21 protein-coding genes are annotated in these 25,789 nt (G+C 71.5%); 10 read left to right on the forward strand and 11 right to left on the reverse strand.

Annotation, left to right across the window (positions count from 1 at the left end; translation table 11 throughout):
* Positions 1-6 precede the first annotated feature (6 nt).
* Both QIS96_RS22900 and QIS96_RS22905 read right to left on the reverse strand, forming a co-directional pair.
* Positions 7-297, reverse strand: coding sequence for a WhiB family transcriptional regulator (locus tag QIS96_RS22900; protein ID WP_282544576.1), 291 nt, complete (start codon positions 295-297; stop codon positions 7-9).
* A 277-nt stretch (positions 298-574) separates the two neighbouring features.
* Positions 575-1,381, reverse strand: a complete 807-nt coding sequence (locus QIS96_RS22905; RefSeq protein ID WP_282544577.1) for a VOC family protein — start codon at positions 1,379-1,381, stop codon at positions 575-577.
* 380 nt (positions 1,382-1,761) lie between these two features.
* Here QIS96_RS22905 and QIS96_RS22910 point away from each other — a divergent pair, with 380 nt between their 5' ends.
* A complete protein-coding gene (locus tag QIS96_RS22910; protein WP_282544656.1) occupies positions 1,762-2,973 on the forward strand; it encodes a glycoside hydrolase family 64 protein in 1,212 nt (403 codons plus the stop codon).
* 24 nt (positions 2,974-2,997) lie between these two features.
* On the opposite strand, the gene QIS96_RS22915 is transcribed toward QIS96_RS22910, so the two are convergent.
* Complete coding sequence (locus tag QIS96_RS22915; protein ID WP_282544578.1) at positions 2,998-4,047, reverse strand: LacI family DNA-binding transcriptional regulator; 1,050 nt, start codon at positions 4,045-4,047, stop codon at positions 2,998-3,000.
* A 503-nt stretch (positions 4,048-4,550) separates the two neighbouring features.
* Complete coding sequence (locus tag QIS96_RS22920; RefSeq protein ID WP_282544579.1) at positions 4,551-5,792, reverse strand: RNA-guided endonuclease InsQ/TnpB family protein; 1,242 nt, start codon at positions 5,790-5,792, stop codon at positions 4,551-4,553.
* Between the two features lie 29 nt (positions 5,793-5,821).
* Between QIS96_RS22920 and tnpA the strand changes: the two genes are divergently transcribed.
* Complete coding sequence (gene tnpA, locus QIS96_RS22925; RefSeq protein ID WP_282544580.1) at positions 5,822-6,250, forward strand: IS200/IS605 family transposase; 429 nt, start codon at positions 5,822-5,824, stop codon at positions 6,248-6,250.
* Positions 6,251-6,936: 686 nt separating this feature from the next.
* Here tnpA and QIS96_RS22930 read toward each other — a convergent pair.
* Positions 6,937-7,935, reverse strand: coding sequence for a multicopper oxidase domain-containing protein (locus QIS96_RS22930; RefSeq protein WP_282544581.1), 999 nt, complete (start codon positions 7,933-7,935; stop codon positions 6,937-6,939).
* 427 nt (positions 7,936-8,362) lie between these two features.
* On the opposite strand from QIS96_RS22930, the gene QIS96_RS22935 reads away from it, so the two are divergent.
* On the forward strand, positions 8,363-10,696 hold the full coding sequence (locus QIS96_RS22935) for a ThuA domain-containing protein (RefSeq protein ID WP_282544582.1): 2,334 nt from the start codon (positions 8,363-8,365) through the stop codon (positions 10,694-10,696).
* Between the two features lie 51 nt (positions 10,697-10,747).
* On the forward strand, positions 10,748-12,922 hold the full coding sequence (locus QIS96_RS22940) for an OmpL47-type beta-barrel domain-containing protein (protein WP_282544657.1): 2,175 nt from the start codon (positions 10,748-10,750) through the stop codon (positions 12,920-12,922).
* A 283-nt stretch (positions 12,923-13,205) separates the two neighbouring features.
* Here the strand turns inward: QIS96_RS22940 and ligD are convergent, their stop codons facing one another.
* Positions 13,206-14,225: a non-homologous end-joining DNA ligase gene (gene ligD, locus QIS96_RS22945; protein WP_282544583.1), complete on the reverse strand. Its 1,020-nt coding sequence runs from the start codon at positions 14,223-14,225 to the stop codon at positions 13,206-13,208.
* A 75-nt stretch (positions 14,226-14,300) separates the two neighbouring features.
* Here ligD and QIS96_RS22950 point away from each other — a divergent pair, with 75 nt between their 5' ends.
* Positions 14,301-15,389 (forward strand): ATP-dependent DNA ligase, encoded by a 1,089-nt coding sequence (locus tag QIS96_RS22950; protein WP_282544584.1) that lies wholly within the window; start codon positions 14,301-14,303, stop codon positions 15,387-15,389.
* A gap of 45 nt (positions 15,390-15,434) precedes the next feature.
* On the opposite strand, the gene QIS96_RS22955 is transcribed toward QIS96_RS22950, so the two are convergent.
* On the reverse strand, positions 15,435-16,172 hold the full coding sequence (locus QIS96_RS22955; RefSeq protein ID WP_282544585.1) for a 2OG-Fe(II) oxygenase: 738 nt from the start codon (positions 16,170-16,172) through the stop codon (positions 15,435-15,437).
* Positions 16,173-16,266: 94 nt separating this feature from the next.
* Here QIS96_RS22955 and QIS96_RS22960 point away from each other — a divergent pair, with 94 nt between their 5' ends.
* Both QIS96_RS22960 and QIS96_RS22965 read left to right on the forward strand, forming a co-directional pair.
* The gene (locus tag QIS96_RS22960; protein ID WP_282544586.1) at positions 16,267-17,181 is read left to right on the forward strand and encodes a DUF3048 domain-containing protein; all 915 of its coding nucleotides are present in this window, start codon (positions 16,267-16,269) and stop codon (positions 17,179-17,181) included.
* 256 nt (positions 17,182-17,437) lie between these two features.
* The gene (locus QIS96_RS22965; RefSeq protein WP_282544587.1) at positions 17,438-18,973 is read left to right on the forward strand and encodes a right-handed parallel beta-helix repeat-containing protein; all 1,536 of its coding nucleotides are present in this window, start codon (positions 17,438-17,440) and stop codon (positions 18,971-18,973) included.
* A 32-nt stretch (positions 18,974-19,005) separates the two neighbouring features.
* On the opposite strand, the gene QIS96_RS22970 is transcribed toward QIS96_RS22965, so the two are convergent.
* Positions 19,006-19,620: a hypothetical protein gene (locus QIS96_RS22970; RefSeq protein ID WP_282544588.1), complete on the reverse strand. Its 615-nt coding sequence runs from the start codon at positions 19,618-19,620 to the stop codon at positions 19,006-19,008.
* A 357-nt stretch (positions 19,621-19,977) separates the two neighbouring features.
* Between QIS96_RS22970 and QIS96_RS22975 the strand changes: the two genes are divergently transcribed.
* Together QIS96_RS22975 and QIS96_RS22980 are read left to right on the forward strand one after the other, a co-directional pair.
* Complete coding sequence (locus QIS96_RS22975; RefSeq protein WP_282544589.1) at positions 19,978-20,985, forward strand: DUF3048 domain-containing protein; 1,008 nt, start codon at positions 19,978-19,980, stop codon at positions 20,983-20,985.
* Positions 20,986-21,018: 33 nt separating this feature from the next.
* Positions 21,019-21,819, forward strand: a complete 801-nt coding sequence (locus QIS96_RS22980; RefSeq protein ID WP_282544590.1) for an N-formylglutamate amidohydrolase — start codon at positions 21,019-21,021, stop codon at positions 21,817-21,819.
* A 21-nt stretch (positions 21,820-21,840) separates the two neighbouring features.
* On the opposite strand, the gene QIS96_RS22985 is transcribed toward QIS96_RS22980, so the two are convergent.
* From QIS96_RS22985 to QIS96_RS22995, 3 genes are all read right to left on the reverse strand, one after another.
* Positions 21,841-22,647, reverse strand: a complete 807-nt coding sequence (locus QIS96_RS22985; protein WP_282544591.1) for an SDR family NAD(P)-dependent oxidoreductase — start codon at positions 22,645-22,647, stop codon at positions 21,841-21,843.
* Positions 22,648-22,656: 9 nt separating this feature from the next.
* Positions 22,657-24,300: a cytochrome bc1 complex cytochrome b subunit gene (gene qcrB / locus QIS96_RS22990; protein ID WP_282544592.1), complete on the reverse strand. Its 1,644-nt coding sequence runs from the start codon at positions 24,298-24,300 to the stop codon at positions 22,657-22,659.
* A 120-nt stretch (positions 24,301-24,420) separates the two neighbouring features.
* A complete protein-coding gene (locus tag QIS96_RS22995) occupies positions 24,421-25,245 on the reverse strand; it encodes a LysR substrate-binding domain-containing protein (protein ID WP_282544593.1) in 825 nt (274 codons plus the stop codon).
* Between QIS96_RS22995 and QIS96_RS23000 the strand changes: the two genes are divergently transcribed.
* Positions 25,169-25,771, forward strand: coding sequence for an alpha/beta hydrolase family protein (locus tag QIS96_RS23000; protein WP_282544594.1), 603 nt, complete (start codon positions 25,169-25,171; stop codon positions 25,769-25,771). The genes QIS96_RS22995 and QIS96_RS23000 overlap by 77 nt on opposite strands.
* The last annotated feature ends 18 nt before the right edge of the window (positions 25,772-25,789 follow it).

A 25,789-nucleotide genomic window follows, 5' to 3' on the forward strand; every position in this document is an offset into this window, starting at 1 on the left:
GTGTGCTCAGGCGCGGTCGGCCGGGGTGCGGGCGGGGCCCTTCCTGAGGCGCTCGCGCTCCTTCTCGGACAGGCCGCCCCAGACGCCGAACCGTTCGTCGTTGGCGAGGGCGTACTCGAGGCAGGCGGCGCGCCCCTCGCAGGCCAGGCAGATCTGCTTGGCCTCGCGCACGGAGCTGCCCGGCTCGGGGAAGAAGAACGCCGACCCGGTCTGGGCGCACAGCGCGAGGTCCAGCCAGCTGGGGCGGGATTCGGACACCCCGGGGTACGGGGTCTGGGTGGTGGGCTTGCCGATCATGTGGGCCATCGTGTCGGGCCCCGATAAACAAAGGATCAACGAAGCATCAACGGGCCCGTTCACTCCCGGGCGGCCGGTGCGCAAGCTCGTGCAGCATGCCGTAGTACGCCACCCCAGGAAAGGCGGCGCGCGGGCGTGTCGCGGGCGGGTCGGGGGCGGGTCGGGGGCTGGTCGGGGGCTGGTCGGGGGCTGGTCGGGGACGGGCCTCCGACGTCGCCGAGGCCCGCCGACGTTCGAGGCCCTCGCCCCTCGCCCCCCCCCGGAAGGCAGTCCTCGCTCAGCTCTCCCCCTCTCCTCCCTGTCGCGGCGCGGGCCTCATCACCGCGAAGCGCGCGCCGAACGGGTCGGTCAGCTTCGCGATGCGGCCCACGTCCTGCAGGTCCTTCGGCGGCATCCCCACCGAGCCGCCGAGCTCGCCCGCCTTCGCGGCGGCCGCGTCGCAGTCGGCCACCTCGAAGTACGGCAGCCAGTGCGAGGGGCCCTCGGCCTCCAGCGGGTCGATCTCCTTCGACACCACTCCGCCGAGCATCGACTCCGCGTCCGTGCCCTCCGGGTACAGCGTCGTGTACGTACCGCCGGGGAAGGGGACCTCGAAGGTCTGCAGGCCGAGCGCCTTGCTGTAGAAGGCGGAGGCCGCGGCGACGTCCGAGGTGTACAGCTCGGCCCAGCAGAGCGAGCCCGGTCGCTGCACGGCCTCGAAGCCCTGCATCTGCCCGGCCTGCCAGGCGCTGAACCCGGCGCCCGTGGGGTCCGTGAACACCGCCATCCGCCCGAGCTCCCCTACGTCGACGGGCTCCAGGACGACCGTGCCTCCGGCCTGCTCGACGGCCTTGGCGGTGGCCTCGATGTCCGGCGTGCGGAAGTACAGCGACCAGGCGGGCGGGGCGTCCGCCTCCGGGACCTGCATGCCGCCGGCCACGGACTGGCCGTCGCTGCGGTACGTCACATACCCCCCGAAGTCCTCGCCCGCGCTCTCCGACGCCCAGCCGAAGACCCCGCCGTAGAAGCCGTTGGCCCGGTCGATGTCGGGGGTGCCTACGTCCGTCCAGGTCAGTGAACCGGTGACGAAACGGGTGGTCAGCATGATCGCTCCCTAGAGGTGTCCTGCTCTCCCTGCCTCTCCGAGTCTGGCACCGGGCACTGACAATCGCGTCCCGGAGAGCCGACCTGCCCATTCGCCTGCCCGCCGCCCCACCGATCCGCCGATCCACCGATCCACCGATCCGCCGAGCCCCGGGTTCGCCGATCCCCGGTTCGTCGATCCGTCCGTTTACCGATCCGCCGGTACGCCGGGCGGCGGTCACCCCGCCCACCTCCTCCGACTTATGAAGGAACCTTCCCTAAGAGAGCGCTCTCAGCCACAACTCTTGACGCCACTAAGGGAGTTGGCCACTGTGGTCGGCACGCGGGCGCCCCCAACCCCGCGCCCCCCACACCCCAGGAGACTCCGTGATATCGCGTCGAGTGTTCTTGACCGCCACCGCAGGCGCCGCCACCGCGCTGAGCTACCCCGCCTGGGGAAGCGCCCTCAGCCCCAGCGCCGAGGCCGCGCCCGAGACCTGTGAACTCGCCCTGGAGAACAAGTCGTTGACGGGCACGGTGCACGCGTACGTCACCGGGCACGAGCAGGGCACCGACCGCTGGGTGCTGCTGCGGCCGGACGGCGGCGTCTACAAGCCCGAGTCGCCCGCCGAGCCGGAGACTCCGCTCCCCGTCGACTGCGCGATCCCGCTGGGCGGCCCCGGCGACGCCCCCGTCGTCCTGACGCTTCCTCAAATGTTCGGCGCGCGCGTCTACTTCGTACGCGATGACAAGCTGGACTTCTTCCTCAACCCCGGCCCCTCCCTCGTGGAGCCCGCGTTCGCCACGAAGGAGGACCCCAACTACGGGCGCACCTGGTCGTTCTGCGAGTTCACGTTCAACCCTCAGCAGCTGTACGCCAACATCAGCTACGTCGACCTCGTGACCGCGCTGCCGATCGGGCTGAGGCTGGAGGGCGACGGCACACACGAGGTGGCGCCGCTGCCGGACGGCGCCGTGCAGAAGATCGCCGACGATCTGGCCGCGCAGGCCGCGAAGGACGGGCAGCCCTGGGACCAGCTGGTGATCAAGGGCGACGGCGGGGACGTGCTGCGGGTGATCTCGCCGCAGAACCTGATGGCCCCGTACTTCGACCGGCCGGACGAGATGCCCTTCCGTGACGTGTTCGACGGGTACGTCGACCAGGTCTGGGAGAAGTACCGCTCCGAGGACCTGCGCATCGACCTGCAGGGCGGACGCGGTGTGCTCGCCGGCCGGGTCGACGGGGACACGCTGTCCTTCGACGGCGGCCACAGCTTCCCCAAGCCGACCTCGAAGGACGTCTTCACCTGCAACCACGGCCCGTTCGCCAACAACCCGGACGACCCCGACGACAAGAAGGGCCTCATCGCCCGGCTCGCCGCGGGCTTCAACCGCAGCATCATGCTCAGCCACCCCGAGCAGCCGAACGGCACCACGTCGGCGGACTACTACCAGGACGCGACGACCAACCACTGGGCGCGCGTCGTCCACGCCAACTCCCCCATCGGGTACGCGTTTCCGTACGACGACGTACGTCCCGACGGCGAGCCGGACGTGTCGGGCGCCGCGCACGACGGGAACCCGCGGCGGTTCACGGTGTCGGTCGGCTCCTGAGCGGGCAGTCGGGCGGGCGGGCGTTCAGGCTGAGGCCCGGCGGACGAGGGCGGTCGGTGTGACGACCACGCTCTCTCCGGGGCCCTCCTGGGCGTCGCCCCGTTCCCGTCCGTCCCGTTCCCGTCCGTCCCGCTCCAGTCCGCGGAGCAGCAGGCGGGCCATGAGACGGCCCATCTCCTCGACGTCCTGGCGCACGGTGGTGAGCGGCGGGCTCGTCTGCTCGGCGACCGGCTCCAGGTCGTCGAAGCCGACGACCGCCACGTCCTCGGGCACCCGCCGCCCCTGCTCGTGCAGCACCCGCAGCGCACCCGCCGCCGACAGGTCGTTCGCCGCGAAAACCGCGTCCAACTGGGGGCTGCGGTCGAGGAGTTCGCGCATCGCACGCTCGCCGCCCGCCGGGGTGAAGTCGCCGTGCGCGAGCAGCGCCGGGTCGGCGTCCGGCAGTACGTCGCGGTAGCCGTCGAGGCGGTCCACGGCCGAGGTCTGGTCGAGCGGCCCCGTGATGTGCGCTATCCGCTCCCGGCCCAGGGACCGCAGATGCCGTACGGCCTCACGGGCGCCGCCGCGGTTGTCGCAGTCGACGTACGGGGTGTGCTCGCCGTCGCGGTCCGGGCGGCCGCCGTACACGGTGGGCAGGGCGGATCGGCGGATGATGTCAGGGAGTTCGTCGTCCAAGTGCACCGAGAAGACCAGGGCCCCGTCGACGTGCCCGCCCGCGAGGTAGCGGCCCACGCGGGCGTAGTCGTTCCTTCCCTCGACGAGGAGCAGCACCAACTGCGAGTCGAGGGCGGTGAGTTCCTTGCTGATGCCGCGCAACTGGCGGGCGAAGAAGGGGTCGGTGAAGACGCGGGTCTCGGGTTCGGCGATGACCACGGCCACGGCGTCGTGTCGCCGGGTCACGAGGGAACGGGCGGCCTGGTTGGGCACGTAGCCCAGCTCGTCGACCGCGCGGAGGACTCTTTCGGCGAGTGAACTGCGTACGCCTGTACCGCCGTTGACGACTCGGGAGACGGTCGCCCGGGAGACGCCGGCGTGGGCTGCGACGGCTTCCAGGGTGGGGCGGGGTGCGGTCACCGTTGGACTCCTCGAGGGGTTGGCGGCGCGGCCAGGATAGTCACCGAGGCCGGCTGCCCGGCTCGGTGCGGTCGGCTCGGCGACCGCACCGAGCGGCTTCGTTCTTTTGATCCCCTCCCCACCCCTTCCCGAAAGTCCTAGCGGACGGCTTCGGGGCTGCCGCCCCTGGACTCCCCCTGCCCGGGGCTGCCACTCCTGGCCCCAGCTTCAGGGCCGCCGCCCCTGGCCCCAGCTTCAGGGCCGCCGCCCCTGGCCCCAGCTACGGGGCTCCGCCCCGGACCCCATCCCGGGGGCCAGCCCCCGAACCCCCGCTCCTCAAACGCCGGAGAGGCTGATTTCGCCCCGCCACCCAAGCGTGGAGGGACTCGATGGGGGCGCGCCCCGAGACACCGGAGGGACTTGATTCGCCCCACCTCCCAGATGGCGGAGAGGCTGGATTTGCCCCCCGCCCCCTCAGATGCCAGGACTGCGCCTCTTGCAGGTGGGGAGTCAACTACCCCTCGCTAAAGCGAGGGGCTTGCACGGCGGGCGCCACTGGCTGTGGCGGTGCGCTTGCGTCCAGTCCCGCGCCCGGATCGTGGGCGTGGGACAGGGGCCGTTGACTCGGCCCCGCGTCGCCGCCACACCTCGCACGCACGCGTGCGGATGTTACGGGAGCCGTTGCGGTCTGCGTGATCAACGAATCCGCAGGACCGGCACACGAACCGGGCTTGTGTGGCCCGGTTCGCCTTGTCGATGTGCCCGCACTCGGCGCAGGTGCGGGAGGTGTACGCCGCCTCGACGTGCACCACCGGCACCCCCGCACGGCGGGCCTTGTATCCGATGAAGCCGTCCAGCTGGGCGAACGCCCAGGAGTGCAGGGTGGCCCGTTGGGGCTTGCGAAGCCGTACCCGCTCGCGGATCCCGCCCAGGTCCTCCAGGGCGATGCCGCGTCCGGTGCGTTCTGCCTCGGCCACCACATGCTTGGCGATCTTGTGGTTGATGTCCCGTACCCGCCGCTGTTCCTTCTTCCGCCGCTTCTTCAGCCGGCGTCTGGCGGAGGGAGTGTTCTTCTTCTGCAGCTTGGTCCGCAGGGCGCGTTCGCGTTCCCGGACACGGTTGATCTGACGTCCGGCCATGATCTGACCGTCGGATGTGGTGGCGACGTTGACGATGCCCAGGTCGATGCCGAGGAAGTCGGTCACCTCGGTGTTCAACGGCTGTTCGGGGATCTCGCAGGTGGCCTGCAGGAACCACATGCCGTCCCGGTACAGCAGGTCGGACTCGCCCTTGCGGCACTTCGCCAGGGTGGCCAACTGCCCTGCCCCGCCCGTGAATCCCACATCCTTGACCCGCCCGTTCACGGTCCATATCGACACACGCCGCTGGTCCATCTGCCAGGACAGCATCCGGTCGTCATACGGCTGCGCGCTCTCGGGCCGGAAGGTGATCGGCTTCCCGGTCGCCTTCGCATGACGCTTCGATCCCGGTCGGCCCAGGTTCCCGGCCTTCAGGTTGGCCTTGAGGACCGTGTACGCGTCGCAGGTCTTCTTGATCACGTGTTGGGCGGCCTGCGCGCCCAGGCCCCACCGGGCGCGGATTTCGGTGTAGGTGAGCTTGCGCAGGTCGTAGGTGCGCTGGGTGTCTGTCTCGAACGCGACCGTGCTCACCCAGGTCGCGGCCTCGTTGCAGGCGTGCAGGGTCGCCTCAAGTGCCTGTGCCTGCACGGGTGTTGGCTGGAGTTTGACCTGCACCACCAGTTTCACGCCAGCAGGCTAGCTCCTAAGGTTGATCTGTGTCACCGAGATGGGAATCAAACCCGGATATACGCAGGGGACGCAGCGTCGTCTACAGCCTGCATGCTCACTTGGTCTTCACTCCCAAGTATCGGCGCGGAGTGTTCACCGACGAACTCCTGGTCCGCTGTGAGGAGGTCATGCGGGACGTGTGCGCCGACTTCGATGCCGAGCTGCGCGAGTTCAACGGCGAGGCCGACCACGTCCACCTCCTGGTCCACTACCCGCCCAAGGTCGCCCTGGCCCGACTGGTCGGCTCCCTCAAGGGTGTATCCGCGCGCCGCCTGCGCCAGGAGTTTCCTGCCCACATCAACCGATATCTGTGGGGCGAGCACTTCTGGTCACCGTCCTACTTCGCCGCCTCTGTCGGCGGCGCCCCACTCGCGGCGGTCAAGGAGTACATCGAGAACCAGAAGCGACCCGGCTGATGCACAAGCCGTCCCCGGCTCCGCCGGGCAGCTCTACGAGTGCTCCGCACTCGAATCCCGACACCGCGACGCTCCGCGTCGCGGCCACAAGATGCGATTCCTCCTGGTCGTGAACGACCAGGGTTCCTCGCAAGAGCCCTGCTCAATCTGCGGACTGGAGCGGCGATAGCCGCCCCGAAAGGGGCGCGGGGAACGGCGCGACCAACCACAACGGCGCGGCAGCCGTACAACTGCCGGGGTACGGGGCGAAGCCCCGAGAACGGGGGCCAGCACCGCAACCCCAAGCAAGGAACGGACACGGCAACCACCGAAAGCAAGGTCCGGGAACACAGCCCCGACAGGGGCGCGGGGAACTGCGCGACCAACCGCAACCGCACGGCACCCGAACAACTGCCGGGGCACGGGGCGAAGCCCCGAGAGCGAGGTCCGGGGGCGTAGCCCCAGGCAGGAGGCGGGGCCCCAGGCCCCTGAAGCCGGGCCCAGGGCCGCGCCGCCGGTGCCCGCCGTCCGCCAGGACTTTCGGGAAGGGGCGGGGAGGGGATCAAAACAAGCCCTGCTCCGGCCAAGTAGGCCCCCTCGACGAGCCGTTCAGCACACCGACTCACGGGGGAAGAGGGAACCCACTCGACCGGATGTCTCGGGGGCGGGACGCGACCAGGCCAGGCCAGGCCAGGCCAGAGCAAGCTCTAGTGCTCGGCGTGCTCACCCCCGTGCCCCGGCACCGTCCCATCCGCCTTGGCCACCAGAAACATCCCCACCATCCCCATGTCCGAGTGGCTCTGGACGTGGCAGTGGTACATCCACGCCCCCGCCCCGACCCCCTCCCCCGCCACGACCTGGAACCCGAAGGAGTCCGCAGGTCCGGTGATCTTGTTGTCGATGACGGGGCTGGGGTCGTCGGGGCCGGTCAGGATGCCCGTGCGGTTGTCCGCCCAGCGGTGACCGTGCATGTGGAACGTGTGGTAGTACTCGCCGTGCGTGATCATCACGATCTCGACCCGCTCGCCCATGGTCGCCTTGAGGTCAGGCCCCTTGGGAAGGTTGTTGATGGTCATGTCGTTGAAGACGATCGTGTACGTCCGGTCCGGCAGGACGTCCCCCTCGCGCCGCACGATCAGCCCGCCGTAGAGGCCCTTGCGCAGGCCGCCCGTGCCGTGGTCGGTGCCGACGACGTGGTCGTGGTAGTGCCAGTAGCCCGCGCTGCCCGCCCGCCACGTGCCGTCCTTACGCCGCCCCGGGGCGTGTGTGCGCCAGGTGTACGTGCGTGAACTGCCGGGCTCCACATGGCTGTTGTTGTGCCGGGTGCCGTCGCTGCCGATCTCGTAGTCGACACCGTGCGGGTGCAGGCTGGCGGCGGCGTCCGTCAGGTTGTGCACCTCGATGTGCAGGGTGTCGCCCTCGACCATCTCCAGGAGCGGCCCGGGGATCGTGGCCTTGCCCTGCTCCAGGCCGTAGCCGAGCTGCCCGTCGGCGAGCTTCTCGACGTACAGCTTGATGTGCCGGGTCTCACCGTTCGCCTCGGCCAGGCGCGCCCCGGAGGCCGGTCCGGACTCGGCGGCCCCCGCGGGCGAACCGGGAAGCACGCCCGACATCGATGTCAGCCCGGCAGCCACCGCGGCCCCTCCGCCGAAGAGCCGGCGGTTGAATCCGCGTCTGCCGAGTTGCCCGCCCAGTGCTTCCGTCATCGCCGAACTCCCCGGAGCCGTAACGAGATTGACGGGGTGACAAGGACCCCCCGGACGGGCACACCGTAGCTTCGGGCTCCTCGTTTATCCACACTCAGGACAAAGTTTGTGCCATCGCGGTCATAGCTATTGGCGGGTCACCGAAAGAGGTCTAGCTTCCTTGGCGCTGTTGCTGTGCACGATGAGGGGTGGGTGACCCATGCGGAGCGCACCACGTCAGAAACCCGCGGACGCGGACGGGTTGAGCAGAGACAGACACAGAGACAGACGCAGAAGCAGAAGCAGAAGCAGGCACAGATCTCGCAGGCTCTGGGCGACCGGCCTCGCGATCGGCGCCCTCGCCGGAGGGCTGCTCGCCTCCGGCCCCGCCTCCGCTCGGCCGGATCCGGGCCCTGACCGTACGCCGGCGACGAGCCGTACGACAACGATGTCGCTGCCCTCTCCGCCGGGCGGGAGCAATGTGCGGGTGCTGCTCTTCCACGGCTCGGCGAGCCCGGAGACGCCGCTGGTCAACGCGGGGATCGAGGCCGTGGAGAAGATCGGTCTGTCCGGGCCGACCCAGCAGCGCTTCTCCGTCACGGCCACCGACGACGCCTCGGTGTTCACCGACGAGCGGCGGCTCGGCCGGTTCAACGCGGTGGTGTTCCTGACCGGCGGCGGCGATGTCCTGGATCCCGAGCAGGAGTTGGGACTTGAGGCGTACATGGAGGCGGGCGGCGGCTTCCTCGGCGTCCATGACGCGGCCCGCGCCGAGCCGTACTCGGACTGGTTCACGGGCCTGATCGGCGCCCGGCCTGCCGAAGGAACCCCTCCCGCGCAGCGCGCGACCGTGGAAGTCGGCGACCGGCAACACCCGGCGACCAAGGGCCTCCCCCTGGAGTGGAAGCGCCCCGACAAGTGGCTGAACTGGGAGAAGAACCCCTCCGGCGACGTGCACACGGTGGCGCGCGTGCGCGAGGCGACGTACAAGCCGGGCGAGGGCGCCAACGGGCCTGATCATCCGGCGAGTTGGTGCCGTGACTACGACGGCGGGCGGTCCTTCTACACCGGCATGGGCGGCACCGTCGACTCCTACGCCGAGACGGACTTCCGCGCCCATCTGCGCGGCGCGCTGCTGTGGACCACGCGGCTCGTACGGGCCGACTGCAAGGCCGCGATCAACGCCAACTACAAGGCGGAGCGGGTCACGCAGCCCAACCAGCCGGGCCAGAACGACCAGATCGGTGAGCCGCACGGCCTGGTGACGGCGGATGACGGGCGGGTGTTCTACATCGGCCGCGGCGGCGCCGACTCCTCGCAGCCCGTGGTGACCGACTGGAACAACCCCGACATCGGCAAGGGCAAGGGCGAGATCCACGTCTACGACCCGAAGACCAAGAAGGTTCAACTCGCGGGCGCGCTCACGGTGTTCGGCAACAAGGGCGGCGGCGACGAGCTGGTCAAGGTCGAGGAGGGGCTGCTCGGCATCGAGCTGGACCCGGACTTCGGGGACAACGGCTGGGTGTACCTGCACTACACCCCGCACTCCGAGATCAACCGCGAGACGCACATGGCGGAGCGCCGCGTCTCCCGGTTCACTCTCGACCCGCAGACCGACAAGCTGGACCTGGGCAGCGAGAAGGTGCTGCTCAAGTGGCCGGTGCAGATCCACAGTTGCTGCCATGCGGGCGGCGGGATGGCCTGGGACTCCAAGGACAACCTGTACATCGCGACCGGCGACAACAACTCCAGTCGTTTCAGCGACGGTTACTCCGGCAACAACCCGGAGCCGAACTTCGGCGGCGTCTCCTTCGCGGACGCGCGCCGCACCGCGGGCAACACCAACAATCTCAACGGCAAGATCCTCCGCATCCACCCCGAGCCGGACGGCACGTACACGCTCCCCGAGGGCAACCTCTTCACCGGCGAGGAGACCGACGAGGGCGGCGGGAAGACGCGCGGCGAGATCTACGTCATGGGCGTGCGCAACCCGGCGCGCATCTCGATCGACAAGGAGACCGACACGCTGTACGCGGGCTGGGTCGGCCCCGACGCCGGTTCCCCGTCGACGACTTGGGGCCCGGCGAAGTACGACACGTTCGCCGCGATCACCGGTCCGGGCAACCACGGCTGGCCGTACTGCATGGGCAACAAGCAGCCGTACCGGGACCGCAACCTGCCGGATCCGACGCAGCCGCTCGGCTGGTACGACTGCGACGCCCCGAAGAACGAGTCGCCCCACAACGACGGCCTGGTGAACCTGCCGCCGGTCACGTCGAACACCATCTGGTACTCCCCGCAGGGCGGCGGCCCGGACTTCCCGCGCGACGCGAACGGCGTGCCCTCGTACAAGACCGAGGAGCAGACGTTCCGCCTGCCGTGGCTGAAGGGCGGCGGGCAGGCCGCGATGAACGGGCCGCTGTACCGGTACGACGCAGACAGCGCGAGCGAGGTCAAGTGGCCCGCGTACTGGGACGGGAAGTGGTTCGTCGGCGACTTCTACGACAGCGACCAGCCGCGGCACGCGGTGCTCACCGACCCGAAGACCGTGGGCAAGGGCGGCATCCCGGTGCACGCCGAGTCGCTGAAGAAGATCGTGCCGATCGGCAACGACGGCATCAAGAACCTCATGGACTGGAAGTTCGCGCCCGACGGTTCGCTGTACGTCCTGGACTACGGGCGCGGCTTCTTCACCTCGGACGCCAAGTCGGCGCTGTGGCACGTCACTTACGAGGGCGGCGCGGCCACGCCGAGCGCCGACCAGCTGGCCAGGAAGGGCTGACCGGTGAGACACAGACATGGATACCTGAGGCTTCTGCTCGCCGCGCTCCTCATGATGCTCGGCCTGACCGCCCCTACGGCGTACGGCCAGCCCGATCCGGGCATGCGGCCGGTGCAGGACGAGGGCGCGGCGGCGCAGGTCCTCAGCTGGACGGCCGGTGACGGGATCGACAAGTACGTGTCGGCGCCGACCACGGCGGTGGCGGGTCCGGCGACGATCGTCTTCGAGAACAGCGCGGCGACCGGCAACACCACGGGCATGCCGCACACGTTGACGTTCGACGTGTCGGACCCCGAGTACAACAACGACGTCTCCCTGAACATCCTCGCCAACCCCTCCGACGCGGAGGGCGGCAAGCACACCGCCGAGGTGACGCTGACGCCGGGCCGGTACCTGTACCACTGCACGATCCCGGGGCACGGCACGATGCAGGGCATCCTGACGGTGACCGAAGGCGGCGGCGAGGACACCACCGCCCCGGAGACCTCGGCGAAGGTCGACGGCACGCAGAACGCGGACGGCGCGTATGTCGGTCAGGCCGCGGTGACCGTGTCGGCGAGCGACGAGAGCGGCGGTTCGGGCGTCGACAAGGTCGAGTACGCGCTCGGGGACGCCGGCGACTGGCAGCCGTACACCGCTCCGGTCGTCGTGAACCAGGTCGGCAGCCACAAGATCCGCTACCGGGCCACGGACAAGGCGGGCAACGTCGCCGCCGAGAAGGCCGTCGAGTTCGCGGTGGTCGCGCCGCCCACGGACGACACCACCGCCCCGGAGACCTCGGCGACGGTGACGGGCGAGCAGAACGCGGACGGCGCGTACGTCGGCATGGCCACGGTCACGGTCGCGGCCTCGGACGCGGGTTCCGGCGTGAACACCGTGCAGTACGCGGTGGGCGACGCGGGCGAGTGGCAGGCGTACACGGCGCCCGTGATGTTCCACGAGCCGGGCGCGTACAAGGTGCGGTACCGGGCGGCGGACAAGGCGGGCAACGTCGCCGCCGAGAAGGCCGTCGAGTTCGTGGTCGTGGCGCCACCGGCGGAGGACACGACGCCGCCGGAGACCTCCGCGAAGGTCGACGGGACGCTCGACTCCGACGGCGCGTACGTCGGTAAGGCCACGGTCACCGTGTCCGCGACGGACGGCGGCTCCGGCGTGGACAAGGTCGAGTACTCGCTCGACGGGGCGCCGTACGTGGCGTACACCGAGCCGCTGGTCGTGGACCGGACGGGCCGGCACGAGGTGGCGTACCGGGCGAGCGACAAGGCGGGCAACACGTCCGAGGCCCGGGTGGCGGCGTTCACGGTCGTCGAGGGCGGGGGCGTGCCCGCGCCGGACTGCCCCGAGTACGACGAGCGGCCGACGGTGTTCGTCGGGGACGTCGACAGCGGCGTGCCCAACCGGATGACGAAGAGCCGCTGCACGATCAACGAACTGATCGAGGACGAGAAGGACTGGTCGTCGCAGGCGCTGTTCCTGAAGCATGTGGAGGAGGTCCTGGACGCGCTCGTCGAGGAGGGTGTGGTGGACGCCCGCGAGCACCGCACGATCTACCGCGCCGCCAAGCAGTCCGGCATCGGCAGGCCCGGCCAGACCGAGGGCTACCGCAAGCTGTTCGACGGCTCGGCCGACTCGTTCGCCAAGTGGGAGCACGTGGGCGGTGGTTCGTTCGGCCTGAACGAGGACGGCTCGATGACCTCGGGCACGACCGAGGCCGGCCTCGGCATGCTGTGGTTCCCGGAGCGGAAGTACGAGGACTTCTCGCTGAAGCTGCAGTGGCGGGACGACGCGCCGGGCGCGGGCAACGCCAACTCCGGTGTGTTCGTGCGGTTCCCGCAGGTCCACGACCACCCGGAGGAGCCGCGTCCGGAATGGGTCGCCATCAAGTACGGGCACGAGGTGCAGGTGCTCGACCGTCCCGACGGCGACATGTACAAGACCGGCTCGATCTACGGCTTCGACCGCGTCGGCCTCGCGGACGCCGGGGTCACGCCCAAGGGCACCTGGAACGACTACGAGATCCGGGTGGTCGACCAGCACTACGAGGTGTTCCGCAACGGCAAGCTGATCAACGAGTTCGACAACACGGGCGGCCAGCTCTTCGAGCCCCCGCGCGCGGACGACCCGGGCACGGACGGTCGCAGATACGCCTCCGGCTATGTGGGGCTCCAGGTCCACGGGGTCACGGACGTGGTCTCGTACCGGGACATCCGGATCAGGGAGTTGTAGGGGTACGGGGTGGTACTTCTCCCCACCCCGCCCCTTCCCGAAATCCTGCGGAGGCTTCGGGGGCTCCGCCCCCGGACCCCCGCTCCTCAAACGCCGGAGGGGCTGGTTTTGGGCGGCGATGGGGCCCCGATAGGGGCGCGGGGCTGTGACATAAGCGGCTCCGCCGCAGGGCGCGACCAGCCACGACGGCGCGGCAGCCAAAGAACGACCGGGTCCCGGGGCTAAGCCCCGGAGCGTCCGCCGAGGACTTCGGGAAGGGGCGGGGAGGGGAGAAAGAACGGCCCTAGTCCGCGTGCTTCGCCCTGCTCGGCTGGACCCGCTTGGGCTCGCCCGGCATCTTCGGGTACTCCGGCGGGTACGGCAGGTCGCCGAGCCCGTGGTCGCGTTCGTCCTTCGCGGCGAGGTCGAGGAGCGCCTCCAGGGAGAAGCGGTGGTCGTCCATGTCGGCGTGCACGTCGCCGAGTTCGGCGTAGCGCGCGGGCATGGTCGCGATGTCGAAGTCCTCGGGGCGGGCCGTGCCGACCTCGTCCCAGCGCAGGGGCGCGGAGACCGGGGCGTGCGGGCGGGGGCGCACGGAGTAGGCCGAGGCGATGGTGCGGTCGCGGGCCGTCTGGTTGTAGTCGACGAAGAGGCGCTCCCCGCGCTCCTCCTTCCACCACTTCGTGGTCACCTGCTCCGGCATCCGGCGTTCCAGTTCCCGGCCGACCGCGATCGCCGCGCGCCGGACCTGCGTGAACGTCCAGCGCGGCTCGATCGGTACGAAGACGTGCAGGCCGCGCCCGCCGGAGGTCTTGGGCCAGCCGCGCAGTCCGCCGAACTCGTCGAGTACGGCGCGCAGTTCGTGCGCGCCGCGGACCGCGTCGTCGAAGTCCGTGCCGGGCTGCGGGTCGAGGTCGATGCGCAGCTCGTCGGGGCGGTCGACGTCGGCGCGGCGGACCGGCCAGGGGTGGAAGGTGAGCGTGCCGTACTGGGCGGCCCACAGGACGGCCGCCTCCTCGGTGGGGCACATCTCGTCGGCGCTGCGGCCGCTGGGGAAGGTGATGTGGGCGGTGGGGATCCAGTCGGGCATGTTCTTGGGGGCCCGCTTCTGGAAGAACCACTCGCCGGTCACGCCGTCCGGGTAGCGCTCCAGGGTCGTGGGACGGTCGCGCAGGGCGCGCAGGATGCCGGGCGCGACGGCGGCGTAGTACCGGGCGACGTCCAGCTTGGTGAACCCGCGCTCGGGGAAGAACACCTTGCCCGGGTTGGACAGGCGCACGGTCCGGCCGCCCGCCTCCAGCTCCACCGCTTCGCCGCCGCCCATGCGAGCCACGGTAGGCGTACCCGACATACCTCGCACACCGGGCAGCGGTCCTCGTACGCGCGCAGAATCGGTTGCATGGATCTGCCGGTGATGCCGCCCGTCAAGCCGATGCTCGCGAAGCCCGTGAAGAAGATCCCGCCGGACATGCAGTACGAGGCCAAGTGGGACGGGTTCCGCGCGATCGTGTTCCGCGACGGGGACGAGATCGAGCTGGGCAGCCGTACGGGCAAGCCGCTGACCAGGTATTTCCCCGAGCTGGTGGCCGCGCTGAAGGAGAACCTGCCGGGGCGTTGCGTCCTGGACGGGGAGATCGTCATCGCCCGCGAGGGCCGCCTGGACTTCGACGCGCTCACCGAGCGCATCCACCCCGCCGACTCCCGGGTCCGCACGCTCGCCGAGCGGACCCCGGCCTCGTTCGTCGCGTTCGACCTGCTGGCGCTCGGCGACCGCTCCCTCGTCGACGCGTACTTCGGCGACCGTCGCGCCGAACTCGTCATGGCCCTGGCCGACGCGCGCCCGCCGGTCCATGTGGCGCCCGCGACCACCGACCCCGAGCTCGCCGCCGAGTGGTTCCGCACGTACGAGGGCGCGGGCCTCGACGGGGTGATCGCGAAACCGCTCGACCTGCTCTACCGGCAGAACGAACGCCTGATGTTCAAGGTCAAGCACGAGCGCACCGCCGACGTCGTCGTGGCCGGCTACCGCTTCCACAAGTCGGGGCCGATCGTCGGCTCCCTGCTGCTCGGCCTGTACGACGATTCGGGCGCCCTGCAGCACGTCGGGGTCTGCGCGGCGTTCTCCATGCAGCGGCGCGAGGAGCTGATCGCCGAGCTGGAGCCGCTGCGCCTGGAGTCCGCCGACGAGCACCCGTGGGCGGCCTGGACGGAGGAGTCCGCGCACGAGTCGGCCCGGCTGCCGGGTGCGCCGAGCCGCTGGTCCGGCAAGAAGGACCTGTCGTGGGTTCCGCTGCGACCGGAGCGCGTCCTGGAGGTGGCGTACGACCACATGGAGAACGGGGCCCGCTTCCGGCACACCGCCCAGTTCCGCCGCTGGCGCCCCGACCGCACCCCGGAGAGCTGCACGTACGCGCAACTGGAGGAGCCGGTGTCGTACGACCTGGCGGAGGTCCTGGGACCGCGCGGGCCCGGCGACAGCTCGCCGTGAGGCGTCGTGCCTGCGGTCACCTCTGTGGTCACGCCCCCCCTGTGCTCACGCCGCGTCGTGGAAGACGAGCCCGAGCGTGCGCCGCGTGCCGGAGCGGACCACGCTCACCCCGTGCCGCAACTGCCCCGCCGACCAGCCGCGGGCGGAGCGCACCGGGCGTTCCCTGGTCGTGAAGATCAGCCCGCGGCCCTGCTCCAGGAGCACCGACGTGCCCCGTGACTGGGCCCGCGGGCGCTGCTCGACCAGCAGGAACTCGCCCCCGGTGTAGTCGGCGCCGGGCCGGTCGAGGCCGATGACGACCTGGAGCGGGAAGACCGCGTCCCCGTACAGGTCGCGGTGCAGGGCGTTCCAGTCGCCCGGCCCGTACGTGAGCAGGATCGGGGTCGGACGCGTCTGGCCGAGGGCGTGGCACTGCTCCAGCCAGTCGTCGAAGTCGTCCGGCCAGGGCGCGGGGCGGCCGAGGCGTGCCGCCCAGTCGCGGGCGATCGGCAGCAGGCGCGGGTAGAGGGCGGCGCGCAGTTCGGTGACCGGCTCGGGCAGCGGGTGGTCGAAGTAGCGGTACCGGCCGGAGCCGAAGCGGTGGCGTGCCATGTCGACGGTGGAGCGGAACCGCGCGACGTCGTCGTAGAGCTCCGCGATCCGGCGGCAGGCGGCGGGGGTGAGGAGCGGGGGCGTGGACGCGCAGCCGTACGCGTCGAGTTCGGCGCCGAGCGCGGGCCAGTCGGCGGCCGCGACCCGGTCGGCGGGAGAGGAGAAGGGAAGAGGGGCTGTCACGTGGTTCATGCCTTTCAGGCTCACGCGCGGGCGGGCGCGAAGCTGGCGCATTTCGGACAGCTGGCTGCGGCCTTAACGGGGGCCACGGGGGTATGGGTAGGGCATGGGGAGCGGCATAGGTAGGCGACTGTTTCTGCTGGGGTGCGCCGCCGTTCTGGCCGGCTGCACCCTCCAGCCGCAGCAGCAGGACGAGCAGCGGCGTCCGGGGGCCGGCGAGGACGGCTGCGTCCCGCTCGCGGTGAAGATCGACAACGTGGCTCCGGCCCGCCCGCACACCGGGCTCGACCGGGCCGACGTCATCCATGTCGAGCAGGTCGAGTCGGGGCTGAGCCGCCTGCTCGCGATGTACACGACGGGCCGGCTCCCGGACTCCGTGGGCCCGGTCCGCAGCGCCCGCGAGACGGACCTGGACCTGCTCGGGCAGTACGGGCGGCCGGTGCTCGCCTACTCCGGTGCGCAGTCCAAGCTGCAACCCCTCATCGACGCGGCGCCGTTGGAGCCGCGCACGCCGGGCGACGACCCGGACGCGTTCGTGCGCTCCGCGGACCGGGCGGCCCCGCACAACCTGTTCCTGCGCCCGGACCGCCTCGACCCGCACCCCTCGGCCTGCGACCCGGCGTCGTTCGGGTTCCGCGTCGGCCCACGCCCGCCGGGCGGCGAGGAGACCATCCGGTACAGCGTCCGCTACCCGGCCGCGAGCTTCGACTTCGTCTGGTCGGCGGAGCGCGGGCACTGGCGGGTCGAGCTCGACGGCAAGCCCTCGAAGCTGACCCCGGCGACGGTGATCGTGCAGTACACGGACATCCGGGACTCCCGCTTCAAGGACCGCTGGGGCAGCGTCTCCCCGCTCACCGAGACCACGGGTTCCGGCCGTGTCCTGCTGCTGCGCAACGGCCGCGCGTACGACGGCGAATGGAGCCGCACGGCCGCGAACCGGCCGACGGATTACCGGACTTCGGACGGCCAGCACCTGGACATCGCCAAGGGTCAGGTGTGGGTGGTGTACGCGCAGGGCTGAGGTCCGCTCGACCGTGAGCGCGCTTCATTGTCGGCTGCCGGTCGGTGGGGGCCGGTCGCGCCCCGCGGCGGAGCCGCTGATGTCACAGCCCCGCGCCCCTGAGATGCGCACTCCGTGCGGCATCTCCCCATCGGTCCCGCTGCGTCCAAGATCGCGGCTCGTTTGTCCATGGGCTCGGCGGCTCGGCGCCCAGTAGCGTGCCCGCACTCCCCGGCCCCGGCGTTCGGGGCCGCCCCTCATCGGATCGGAGCGCGCCATGCCCCTGCGCCGTACCGTCACCGCCGCCACCGCGATCGTCGCCGCCCTCACCGTCGTCGTGGGGCTGCCGCCCGCCGCCGCGTCGGCGCGGGGCGCGGCGGGCACGTCCTTCCACGTCGACTGTGCGCGCGGCGACGACTCCGCCGCCGGTACCGCACCCGGCGCCGCCTGGCGGTCCCTGGAGCGGGCGAGTCGTCAAGTCCTCGGCCCCGGCGACCGGTTGCTGATCAGACGCGGCACCGCATGCACCGGCGTACTGACCCCGAAGGGCGCGGGCGCCGACGGCTCCCCCGCCGTGATCGACGCGTACGGGCAGGGCGCGAAGCCACGCCTTGAGGGCGCGGGGGCGCGCGCCACCGTGCACCTGGTGAACACCGAGCACTGGCGGATCTCGAACCTGGACGTGTCCAACACCGGCGCGCCCACCACCACCGAGCGCCGCGCGGGCGTCCTCGTACAGGCTGTGGACTACGGCGTGGCCGAGGACTTCGTGGTGGACGGCGTGGACGTGCACGACGTCAACGGCGCCGACTTCAAGGACCCGGACCCCTCGGGCGGCATCCTCTTCGCGGTGCAGGGCTCCGAGCGGCCGACCCGCTTCGACGGCGTCCGGATCGAGGACTCCACGGTCCGGCACGTGGACCGCACCGGCATCGGCACGTCCTCCACCTGGGGCCGCCGCCCCGAGCACCCGGAGGGACCGGGCACGAGTTGGGAGGCGATCACCGGTCTGACGATCCGCGGCAACGACGTACGGGACGTGGGCGGCGACGGCATCGTCGTGCAGACGGCCTCGAAGGCGCTGGTGGAGCACAACTACGTGGACGGCTTCAACATGCGCTCGGCGGGCTACAACGCCGGGATCTGGGCCTGGAACTCCGACGATGTGCTCTACCAGTACAACGAGGTCACCGGCGGCCACGGCACCCTCGACTCGATGGCCTTCGACTTCGACGGCGGCAACAACCGCAACGTCTACCGCTACAACTACAGCCACGACAACGAGGGCGGCTTCCTGCTCGTCTGCAACGGCTCGGGCATGACGACGGACGGCAACCGCTTCCACGACAACGTCAGCATCAACGACCGCAACACCATGGCCCCGTACGCGGTGATCTCGGTCGTCTGCAACCCCACGACGGACACCCGGATCTACCGCAACACGGTCGTCACGGACCGCGCGGACACCGCCCTGGTCTCCAACAACGGGCAGAGCGGCACGACGTTCCAGGACAACGTGTTCGTGGGCGCGGCCGGTGCGGGCTCCCCCATCAAGGACACGATCAGCACGTACCGCAACAACCTGTACTGGCACACCGCGCAGCCCCGCGACCCGCAGGCCGTGAACGCCGACCCGCTGCTGCGCTCGGCCGACCCGCGCACCCCGGACGACCTGCGGCTGCGCTCCGGCTCCCCTGCTCTCGGCGCGGGCTCGGTCACGGCGGACGACGGGACGCGTCAGGACTACTTCGGCAATCCGCTCACCGATGTCCGGAACATCGGCGCCGACCAGGGCGCGGGCCTCGGGAAGTAGGTCCGCGGCTCGGGGGCCGGCCGGTCCGCTCCTCAACTTCCCCTCGGCGTCAGCGACTTGACGTCCAAGGAGCGGACCGTCGGCGCCTTGTCCGTACTGCCGCGCTCGGCCGGGTCACGGGCCGGCGGATGGTCGAGGGCGACCTCGGCCGGCTGGGCCGCGGCCACCGCGGTCGGTGCTGTCACGGCGACGGCGCCGAGCAGCAGGGCCCCTACGGCCATCGGCGCGAGGGCGCGGCGCGGGCGGCCCGGCCCCGGTTGCCGCCGGGCGCGGCCGGCCGCCCGCAGCAGGGCCGCGCAGCCGTCCGCCGCGCGGTGCAGGGCGAGTTGGATGAGCGGCGCCCCGGCGGTGGCGGCCACGGCGAAGACGACCGCGCCGGCCGTGGTGCCGTACAGCTTCAGTTCGGAGGCGAGCGCCATGGCCGCGGCGGCGGCGAGGCCCGAGCCCACCAGCTGCGGCAGACTCGTCCCCGGCCTGGCGTGCCGGTTCGGCGGATGGTTCGGCGGCCCGGCCGGTGGCCGGTTCGGTGACCGGTTCGCGTTCCGGTTCGCCTGCCGGTTCGCGTTCCGGTCGGGGCGGGTTCCCGTACGGGGCTCCGGCCTCTCGTGGTCGTTCGGGCGTCGGTCGGCGGCGTGCCGTGCTCCCATCGTGTTCCTTCGCACTTCGGTCGGGTCCGTCCCCACCGATGCTCGGGGCCGTGAAGGCAGATGGCGGGTGCATCTTGTTGGACGCGCGGTGAGGGCGCGAGCATCGCCCGTCATGGCCGCTGCGCACAGCTTCACTCGCGCGCGAAATCCGCTGAAATTCCCTGAAATTCCCTGAAATCCATGCCCTTCATCCGTCCCGTAGCCGCGCCGCGCGGGCTCCCGATCCGGCCGGAAAGGATGAATACGCCGCGGTCGGATGGCCGCCGCAGCGGTAGACGCCGGGCGCTCGCACGGAAGGACTGCGCCAGCGAATCCAGCAGGGACGCTACGGACGCTACGGACGACGGAGGCGCTGCGATGACAGCGAGATCTGCACCGGCCACCCGCACCAACCGCCACGGCGCGCGACTGCTCGCGCTCGTCGCCGCCGGCGCGCTCACCCTCGGCGCCGCGGCCGACGTCGGCGCGCAGGACATCGGATCCGGCGGCGCCGGGCGGACGGCCGCTGCCCCGGGCGAGGTGTCACCCTTCACCGGCAAGGAGGCGAACCCGGGCCAGGTGCTCGCCGTGAAGTTCGACAACGCCCGCGGGGCCCGCCCGCACCACAACCTGAACAAGGCCGACATCGTCTACGTCGAGAAGGTCGAGGGCGGGATGAGCCGCCTGATGGGCGTGTACGCCAGCCGCAAGCCGGCCTCGGTCGGCCCGGTGCGCAGCGCCCGCGAGTCCGACGTGGAGCTCCTTCGGCAGTTCGGGCACCCGGCGCTCGCCTACTCCGGGGTGCGCAGCTCGCTCACCAGCTACCTGAACCGCTCGCCGATCTATGTGCGGTCGCACGGCCGGGTACCCAGCGCGTACTTCCGCAGCGCGAGCCGGCAGGCACCGCACAACCTGTTCGTGAAGCCGACCGCGCTCCTGAAGTCGGCGCCGAAGGCGAGCCTCGCCAAGGACATCGGGTTCCGCTTCGGCGCGGCCCCGCAGGGCGGTGTGAAGACGAGCAGCCGCACCGTGCGGTACGCCAGCGCGAGCCACACCTTCCGCTGGTCCTCGAAGCTGCAGCGCTGGCGGGTCTCGTTCGACGGCTCGCCCGCGATGCAGACCAACGGCAAGCAGATGGCGCCCCGCACGGTCGTGATCCAGCACGTCGCGATGCCGCCGTCCAAGTACCGGGACGTGAACGGCGCGGTCACCCCGTACATCAAGACGATCGGCTCGGGCAAGGCGACGGTGCTGCGCGACGGCAAGGCCTACTCGACCCGTTGGAGCCGGCCGACCGCCGAGTCGGGCACGACGTTCACGCTCGCCAACGGGCAGCGGATGCCGTTCGCGACGGGCCAGGTGTGGGTGGTCTACGCCGACCGCTGAGGTCCCGCCCCGCGCTCTCTCTAGGGTGGGCGCATGGACGACACCCAGTCAGGACCGCCCTTCACGCTGCTCCCCGGTGCCGCCGACGCACCCGTTCTGCTGCACGTCCCGCATGCCGCGCGGACCGTGCAGGCGGTGCGCGGCGGCATCGTCCTTGACGACGCGGCGCTCGCCCGGGAGTCGGACCACATGGTCGACGCGCACACCGACGTCCTCGCCGCCCGTGCGGCCGCCGCGGCGCGCCGCACCCCGTGGCGGTTCGTCAACCGGCTCTCGCGGCTCGTCGTCGACCCGGAGCGCTTCCCGGACGCGCGCGAGGAGATGCGCAAGGTCGGCATGGGCGCGGTCTACACCCGCACCTCCGACCGACTCCCCCTCCGCGCCCCGGACTTCGACGAACGGCCACTGCTCGACCGGTACTTCCACCCGTACGCGCACGCCATGACGGAGGCCGTGCGGGAGCGGCTCGCCGCGGCCGGCCGCGCGGCGATCCTGGACGTGCACTCGTACCCCACGCACCGGCTGCCGTACGAGCTGCACGGCGAAGGGCCCCGGCCGCCGGTCTGCCTGGGCGCCGACCCGTTCCACACCCCGCCCGAGCTGCTCGCCCGCGCCGAGTCGGCGTTCGCGCGCTGCGGGACGACCGGCCGGAACAGCCCGTTCGCGGGGGCGTACGTACCCCTTGAGTTCTACGGGTCCGAGCCGCGCGTGACGGCCCTGATGCTGGAGATCCGCCGCGACCTCTACATGGAGGAGCCGGGCGGACCGGCGGGACCGGGCCTCGACCTGCTCGCCGAGGCACTGACGGAACTGGTCGACTCCCTTGCGGAGTAAGGCAGTTCCCGGCCGGGGAGGTCAGGACGAGTCCTTCATCACCGTCCAGCCGCCGTCGACGAGGAGGCTCGACCCGGTGATGTACGAGGCCTCATCGGCGGCGAGGAAGGCGATCGCCGCGGCCACTTCGTCCGGCCTGCCGAGGCGGCCGGCCGCGGTCTGTGCGGCGCTGCGCTCGCGGTCCTCGGCCGACAGTCGGTCCCACGCACCGGTGAGGACCGGTCCGGGCAGGACGGCGTTGACCCGCACCTCCGGCCCGTACTCCACGGCGAGTTGACCGCAGAGCGAGACGAGGGCGCCCTTGGTCGCGGCGTACGCGGGATGGCCGGGGATGCCGGCGTGGGCGTGCACGGACGAGGTGAGGACGACGGCGCCGCGCTGGGCGCGCAGTTCGGGCAGCAGCGCCTTGAAGCCGAGGAACGAGCCGGTGAGGTTGACGGCCAACTGCCGGTTCCAGGACTCCAGGCGCATCTCGTGGGCGCGGGTGACGTCCACGGTGAAGGCGTTGCTGACGAAGACCCCGACCGGACCGAACTCCGCTGCGGCCTCGGCGACCCGCCGCCAGTCGTCGGGCTCCGCGACGTCGGCGTGCACGAACGCGGCCTGCCCGCCCCGCTTGCGGATCTCGGCGGCCGTGTCCCGGCCGCGCTCCGCGGACACGTCGGCGAGCACGACGGCCGCGCCCTCGGCGGCTAGCCGGGCGGCGCTGGCGGCCCCGATGCCGGACGCGGCCCCGGTGACCACGGCGACCCGTCCGCCGAACCGCCTTCCCGGGGTGGGGAGTTCGGGGTCGGTCACGGCGGCGGTCGCGGAGCTCGCAGAGGCCATGGACCGACTTTAATGCTCCCGCTCCAGGCGCCGATACTCCTCTGCGGTCGCCTTCGGCACCTGCGCCCGCGGGCCGTACATGGAGCGGGAGAGGCGGGCGCGCAGCCGGTCCGCGCGCCGGATCCTGCGCCGCACGCCGCCGGCGTCGGTGTCCGGCCCGGTCTCGTACGGGGCGGGCTGCTCGTGGGCCGTGAGGGTGTGCCGCTGCGCCGGGGTCAACGGCTCGTGCACCTCGACGTACCCGCCGTGCGGCAGCCGTCTGATGGTGCCGCTCTCCCGGCCGTGCAGCACCTTGTCGCGGTCGCGGTGCTGCAGGCCGAGGCAGATGCGGCGGGTCACGACGAAGGCGAGGGCGGGCACGGCGAACACGGCGATCCGCACCGACCAGGTGATGACGTTGATGGACAGGCCCAGATGCGTGGCCACGATGTCGTTGCCGCCGCCGATCAGGAGCACCCCGTACAGGCTGAGCCAGGCCACGCCGAGCGCGGTGCGGGTCGGGACGTTGCGCGGGCGGTCGGCGATGTGGTGCTCGCGGCGGTCGCCCGTGACCCAGGCCTCGATGAACGGGTAGACGGCGATGGCCAGCATGACCAGCGGGAACAGCAGGAACGGGATGAGGACGCCGAGCGCCAGGGTGTGCCCGAAGGCATTGATCTCCCAGCCGGGCATGACCCGGATGAGCCCTTCGGAGAAGCCCAGGTACCAGTCGGGTTGCGCGCCCGTGGAGACATGGTCGGGCCGGTAGGGGCCGATCGCCCACACCGGGTTGATCGTCGCGACGGCCGCCATCAGCGCGAGCACGCCGAACACGAGGAAGAAGAACCCGCCGGCCTTCGCCACGTACACGGGCAGGAACGGCGCGCCCACCACGTTCCGCTGCGTGCGGCCGGGCCCCGCGAACTGGGTGTGCTTGTGGAAGAACACCAGGATCAGATGGGCGACGACCAGGCCGAGCATGATGCCGGGCAGCAGCAGGACGTGGATCGGATAGAGCCGCGAGATGATGTCGTGCCCGGGGAACTCGCCGCCGAACAGGAACATCGACAGATACGTGCCGACCACCGGGATCGACAGGATCGCGCCCTGGGCGAAGCGGATGCCGGTGCCGGAGAGCATGTCGTCGGGCAGCGAGTAGCCCGTGAGGCCGGTGATCAGGCCGAGCATCAACAGGGTCCAGCCGAACAGCCAGTTGAGCTCGCGCGGCTTGCGGAACGCCCCGGTGAAGAACACCCGCATCATGTGCACGAGCATCGCGGCGACGAACACGACCGCCGCCCAGTGGTGCAGCTGCCGGATCAGCAGCCCGCCGCGCACCTCCATGCTGATCTCGACGGTCGACTCGTACGCCCGGGTCATCAGCACGCCGTTGAGCGGTTCGTACGGCCCTCGGTAGACCACCTCGACGGCGCTCGGCTCGAAGAACAGGGTGAGCCAGACGCCGGTGAGGATCAGGATCAGGAAGCTGTAGAGGCAGATCTCGCCGAAGAGGAACGACCAGTGGTCCGGAAAGACCTTGCGCATCTGGGACTTGGCGACGGCGCAGAGCCCGAGGCGACCGTCCGCCCAGTCGGCGAGCCGCTCGCCGCGCCCCGGCCCGGGGCCGCGCCCGCCGCCGCGTGGCTGCGCGCCTTCCGTGCGTACATCGCTCATGCGTGTCTCCCTCGGGCGACCGCTGCACACTCCTCCAGGTGCAGGGTAGGTCCGGAATCTGATGTTCAACCCCCTTCTGCACGAGGCGAGTTGGGGTTCCGTCCGAGGGCGGTCGGTCGGTCAGCCTTCGGACTGGCCCGGCAGCCAGTCGCGCGCCGGGGCGAACTCCGTCCAGCGTCTTCGGCCGCCCACCCGCGCGCAGGCGGCGAGCAGCGCGCCGATCCGGTCGGGCTCGCGCCCTTCCGGCCACACCAGGGACCAGGCGTACAGGGGCGTCGGCTCGACGAGTGGCACGAACCGCACGCCGGGCGTGTCCGCGCTCACCGCGTCGGCGGGGAAGAGGGTGAAGCAGCCCGGGTCGGACCGCACCTGCGCGAGGAACGGGTCGAGGCCCAAGTTGGCCGACCCGACCCGGTGTTGGATGCCGAAGCGGCGGGCGAAGCAGTTCAGGAAGTCGAGCCGGGCCAGGTCCGCCGGGTAGCGCAGCACACTGTCCCGGAGGTCGACGGGCCGAAGCCGCTCGGCCCCCGCCAGCGGGTGCTCCGCGCTGAGCACGGCGTCCACCGGTTCGAGGCGTACGAGGCGCCGGGCGAGCCCGGCCGTGGCGCGCGGGTCGAGCACGGGCACGCGACCGAGCCCGGCGTCGACGTCGCCGCGCCGCACCGCGTCGGCGACGGACGGGAAGTCCCGGCCGGTGCCCGGCTCGATGTCCAGCTTGGTGCCTGGCTCGATGCCCGGTTCGGCACCCCCCGGCCCGGTGCCCGGTTCGGCGCCTGGCTTGATGTCCGGCGCGGCGCCCGGCTCGGCACCCGGCCCGGTGCCCAGCTCGACGCCCGACCTCGCTTCGTCGGCAGCCAGTTGGGCGAGGATGCGCAGCGGCCCGTACAGATGCCCCCACACGTCGATCCGCAGCGGTCGCCGGCCGTCGTCCTGCGCGGCGGTCACGGCCCGCTCCCCCGCCGCGAGGGCCTGCCGGGCACCTCGCGCGGACTACCAGCACGTCGTCTCGGCGGCCGTCGACGCGCTCGCCGCTCGCGGGGACGTAGACACCGGCCGCCTCGGGGTGTGCGGGCTCAGCCTCGGCGGGTTCTACGCGTCGGTCGCCGCCGCGCACGATCCGCGTATCCGGGCGGCGGTCGCGGTCAGCGGCCCGTACCGCCTGCACCCCGACGAGCTGCCGCAGTACGTCAGGGAGACCCTGGCCCTGCGGTGCGGAGGGGCTGACGCGGCACGGGAGTTCGCCTCCTGGGTCGGCCTGCGCGGCGTCGCCCGGCGCATCACGTGCCCGCTGCGGGAGGTGGAGGGCGGCGAGGACGTGACCCCGGGCGTGGTCAACGGCGAGCAGTTGGCCCGCGAGGCCTCGCAGGGTTCGTACGAGGTGATCCCCCACGGCGACCACCTCCTGGGCAACGCCCGAGCGGAGTGGCTGCCGGGGACGGCGGACTGGTTGGTGGGATTCGTGCCCCGATAGGGGCGCGCGGGGAACCGC

The sequence above is a fragment of the Streptomyces cavernicola genome (assembly GCF_029968035.1).
Taxonomy (GTDB): Bacteria; Actinomycetota; Actinomycetes; order Streptomycetales; family Streptomycetaceae; genus Streptomyces; species Streptomyces cavernicola.